At 37.0% G+C, this 4,494-nt stretch carries 4 protein-coding genes and 1 pseudogene; 4 read left to right on the top strand and 1 reads right to left on the bottom strand.

Annotated elements, in window-relative coordinates; genetic code table 11:
* Positions 1–201 (top strand): annotated as a pseudogene (locus UC75_RS21945) (threonine ammonia-lyase); the annotation flags it as partial.
* A 237-nt stretch (positions 202–438) separates the two neighbouring features.
* A complete protein-coding gene (sbmA, locus tag UC75_RS15195) occupies positions 439–1,635 on the top strand; it encodes a peptide antibiotic transporter SbmA (protein ID WP_049838065.1) in 1,197 nt (398 codons plus the stop codon).
* Between the two features lie 42 nt (positions 1,636–1,677).
* Here sbmA and UC75_RS15190 read toward each other — a convergent pair whose 3' ends face one another.
* Positions 1,678–2,427 carry a DUF4850 domain-containing protein gene (locus tag UC75_RS15190; RefSeq protein WP_049838064.1) on the bottom strand — a complete coding sequence of 250 codons (750 nt, stop codon included), beginning with the start codon at positions 2,425–2,427 and terminating at the stop codon, positions 1,678–1,680.
* A gap of 124 nt (positions 2,428–2,551) precedes the next feature.
* Between UC75_RS15190 and UC75_RS15185 the strand changes: the two genes are divergently transcribed.
* Together UC75_RS15185 and UC75_RS15180 are read left to right on the top strand one after the other, a co-directional pair.
* Positions 2,552–3,616, top strand: a complete 1,065-nt coding sequence (locus UC75_RS15185; RefSeq protein ID WP_049838063.1) for a DUF1176 domain-containing protein — start codon at positions 2,552–2,554, stop codon at positions 3,614–3,616.
* Between the two features lie 40 nt (positions 3,617–3,656).
* Positions 3,657–4,427 (top strand): hypothetical protein, encoded by a 771-nt coding sequence (locus UC75_RS15180; RefSeq protein WP_049838062.1) that lies wholly within the window; start codon positions 3,657–3,659, stop codon positions 4,425–4,427.
* The last annotated feature ends 67 nt before the right edge of the window (positions 4,428–4,494 follow it).

Below are 4,494 nucleotides of genomic sequence, written 5' to 3'. Positions count from 1 at the left end.
GCTTTAGCCCGTTTAACTGCAATTATTGCTGAGCAAGGCGGTAATATTTATGAATTGCGTCATGAACGCTTTGCAGCGACAAGCCGTGCCAAAGAAAGCGCCGTGAGTGTTGATGTTGAGCTCAAAAGCGCTTCTGACTTAGATTTGCTGATTCAGGCAATGCAGTTGGAAGGTTATATTGTTCGTAAAGAAGAGATTTAATCTCCGATATTGCTGTGTTATAAAAGCCGTATATGGCTCTATCAAGAGTCATATACAAGGTAATTTAAATGGATTAAATTGCTAAAAAGGGATTAATTTACAAAAAAACGATCAAATCCTTCAATGAAACGGGAAAAATTGACAATTCTCTAAACTTTGCCCTTCACAATTTTAAGGTTTAGGTTTTAGTATTCTTTTCATTGTAAATTTGAAGAAATATAAGGATATCCACGCTTAATGTTCAAATCATTCTTTCCATCACCACGGTATTTTTTTATATCTGTGGTTGTTTGGATCGCACTCAATATGGTGCTCTGGTACTCAGGTGGAAACACGTGGGGAACTTTTATCGGGTTTGCTAAGGGCTATCATGATGCACAACTCCCTGTGGGTGTGAGTCGTTTTTGGTCTCCAACTTTCTTATGGTTTTATCTCTGGTTTTTAGTCTCTACTGCACTTTTTGCTGGCTTTTGGAAGACAATTTCTCATAATCCATGGCAGCGTTGGTCTATATGGGGCTCTGCATTTATTTTATTTAACATCTGGTTTGGTGTTCAGGTCAGTGTTGCGATTAATGCATGGTATGTACCATTTTGGGACTTAATTCAAAAAATGCTTTCGAGTGGAGGTGGGGACCTCTCGGCACTATATAGTGAGACAATGGTCTTTCTTTATATTGCTATGGTTGCTGTGACTCTTGCTGTAATTAATGCTTTTTTCACAAGCCATTATGTATTCCGTTGGCGTACAGCAATGAATGAATACTACACAGAACATTGGGAACAACTGCGTCATATTGAAGGTGCTTCGCAGCGTGTGCAAGAAGACACCATGCGCTTTGCAACTATTATGGAAGACTTAGGTGTTGAACTGGTAAAAGCAGTCATGATTTTAATTGCCTTTTTACCTATTTTATTTCAACTGTCTAAACATGTTCCCGTTTTACCAATTGTTGGTGAACTAGAACATTCTCTAGTATGGGCCGCAATTGTATGGGCTGCTTTTGGTACGATTCTTTTAATGGTCGTTGGTATTAAATTACCGGGACTACAGTTTAATAATCAAAAAGTAGAAGCAGCTTATCGTAAAGAATTGGTCTATGGTGAAGACCATGCAGACCGCGCAAAACCGGCTACGTTACGTGAGTTATTTAGTAAAGTCCGTAAAAACTACTTCCGACTCTATTTCCATTATGCTTATTTTAACTTGGTAGCAACTTGGTATAAGCAGTTAGACATTTTATATAGTCTAGTCGTTTTATTCCCTGCAATTGCAAGTGGGAAGATGACGTTAGGTTTGATTAACCAAATTGGCGGTGTATTCGATAAGGTTCGTGAATCCTTCCAATATTTAATTAGTTCATGGAAAACAATTATTGAATTACTTTCGATTTATAAGCGTTTAAAAGCTTTTGAATCGATACTACATAAATAAAAGAAAGCCCGCGAAAGCGGGTTTTTTTATAGATGTAAAAATTTAATGAGTTGAGTTGTAAAAATTAAGGATAGGTCCTACTAAAGACTGTTGAGATTTATCTAAGGTGACTTGAATCTCTTTATAGTTAAAAGTGTCTTCATCATCATATTTAGCAATACCATGCGTTTTATTGTTCACTTGTGGAATTTGATAACTAAAAAAAGCCACTTTCTTAGAAGGATGAACAATATTGATTAGTTTTTTAGGGTCTTTATAACCACCGAATTCATTTTCAAGACTTTCTTTTAACAGCTCAGGAAAATAAAGCGTTGCATTTGGTAGTCCACAGCCAACACAGAATGAAGAATCATAGAGTTCTATTGCTTGTTTTTGATCTGCACTCATTATTAGAGCAAAACCAGTCCCGTTAGCACCTGCATTTGCTTGCATATCTTGCCAATTTCTTGGAACGAGCACTAAACCTGTTTCAGGTAATGCAAGAAGCTTGAGTTGTTTTGCATGCTGAGCATCGAGTTTAAAATTAAAATGGCAGCTTTTAGGTGTACAGGTTTCAAAGTCTTTAAGTAAACCATTCTCTGTTGGGCTTTGTGCTGTAACACCATAAAACGGCACTGTAACGCCGTTTAAAAACTTTGCCTTTCCTAGAGCGTAGAACTGATTATCTGCTTTGCGGGTTGCAGCAGAGTTATAAAACTTTGGAAAATGGGGAGTAAAGCTTTTTACTTCTGCATAAGCAGTTGAAGTTAGACTGATCAATGCTGTGCATAATAGAAAATTTAATTTTTTCATTTTTAGAAAGTAATCAATTTAAATCTTATATAAATCTAACATATTCTTTTAAACTGTAAGGTAATTCAAAATTTAAAACTGTTTTTAACTTCATAATAAAACAGACCAGCAGAGACATGAAAAAATGAAAAAAATCCTTTCAATGTGCTGTTTATCAGTCATCAGTTCTTATGGTTTTGCTCAAGACATAAAAGGTATTTCATTTTCACACCAAGAATGGGAAATCTCTTGTAGCAATACGGGTACATGTAAAGCCGCAGGCTATCAAAATGAAGACAATGGTGATAATCCAGCATCGCTTTTATTGGTACGTAAAGCAGGGCCAAAACAAGCTGTGCAAGCCGAATTTGCTTTATCAGACTATGAGCAAAGTTTGCCAGCCAATCAGCTTAAAAATATTCATTTTTATGTAAATGGCAAAGATTTAGGCACTGTAACTATAGATGGTACCGATTTGCCATTGATGGGGAAATTGAATAATTCACAAGTCAACGCTGTACTACAACAGTCTAAACAGAAACCTGAAATTGTATTTAAAAATGCTCAGCATGAATGGAAAATTTCCGATGCAGGAATGACCGCTGTGCTATTAAAAATGGATGATTTTCAGAAGCGTATTGGGACTGTCGGTGCTTTGGTTAAAAAGGGCATTGCCAATGAAACTAAAGTACTTATGCCGGAGCCAAAACTACTTGTTAAACGCATTAAAACTACAGACAAACCTTATTTAACGCTACAACCTAAAAGCAAGCAGTATCAAGCAATACACCGTAGCTTGATAGCAGCTAATCCGAATCCTAAAGAAGACTTTTGTGAAGGAATTTATGGCGGTAATAGTGATGGAGCTGAGCCACAAGAAATCGAGCTATATAAACTAACCAATAAGAAAGTTTTGGCGACTACGTTGTGTTGGAGAGGTGCTTATAACGAAGGGTATGGGGCATGGGTGCTCGATGAGTCTTTGACTGGTAAAGCAACGTTTGTGACAGAAACAGCTTCTGATTTCGATAGCGGTATTATTAGTAGTGCTCAAAAAGGAAGAGGCATAGGCGATTGTTGGGCAAGTGAAGAATGGGTCTGGGACGGCAAGAGTTTTGTACAGACTAAGGATATGTGGACAGGGATGTGCAAAGGCTTGGCAGCAGGTGGGGTGTGGGAGCTTGATCGAATTGAAGCTATTGTAAAATAGCCATTTTGTTGAAAAGAAATATCATTAGGAAAATAAAAAAATGATCAAAAGTAAAATAGAGATAGCTTTCTTGGTTATAGCAGGAATGTTTGCTTGTTTTGCCAAGCCTGCTTTTGCTGCGCCCTTAAGTATTTTAGAGTTTAAAAAAACACAATTAAGTCAGAATGAGCAGGAGCAACTTTGCATACAAGTTAAAAAGCTTTGCGAGCATCCGGATCAATGGCGGGTTTTAAAAACAGCAGATCGGCAGTTATGGCTTCTGTCGGGTGGAGATATTATTCAATTTAACGACTCTGCAAAGGGACTCAAACTATCGAAACAGTGGCATGTAAATCTCTCTACTCAAAAGGAGGGTACATCTGATGGGCAGTTTATCTTTCCTAAGCTTTTTCCCATGACCCAAAATCGTTATGCAATTGCTGTAATTGATTCATTTTCTGAAATGTACTCAGGAGGTGGTGCGAATATTGAACGAGCTAGTTTTTATGAGTTAACAGAGTCTGGAACGACACATCAATTTATTGCGAATTATCCATTTAGTTTTAATCGGATGATTAGAGCATGTTTTTCTGAGCAAGATTATGAAAGTTCTCAAGGCAAATGCCATGATGAAGATAGTCTCAGTCTAGATATTCGTCCGATTAAACCTATGTTGTGGCAATTTCGCTATCGTTATAGTTTAAGCGTATCACCTGCCTCAGATTCAGGTGAAAAATCTTATCAGGGTAGTAGAAACTTAAATATTGATTTAAATAAAGCACCAGAACAGCCAAATATTCCAGAAGCATGGAATTATGCGGGAATGGGCTAATTATTAAAGTAATTGTTAAATTTGAAGAAATAGGCGATTTACAGAGTCATAACAGGTAACACCACTA

The sequence above is a fragment of the Acinetobacter sp. V2 genome, from assembly GCF_001188385.1.
GTDB lineage: Bacteria > Pseudomonadota > Gammaproteobacteria > Pseudomonadales > Moraxellaceae > Acinetobacter > Acinetobacter oleivorans.
The sequence above is the reverse complement of the archived record's forward strand: the minus strand, read 5'-3'. Positions and strand labels throughout refer to the sequence as shown.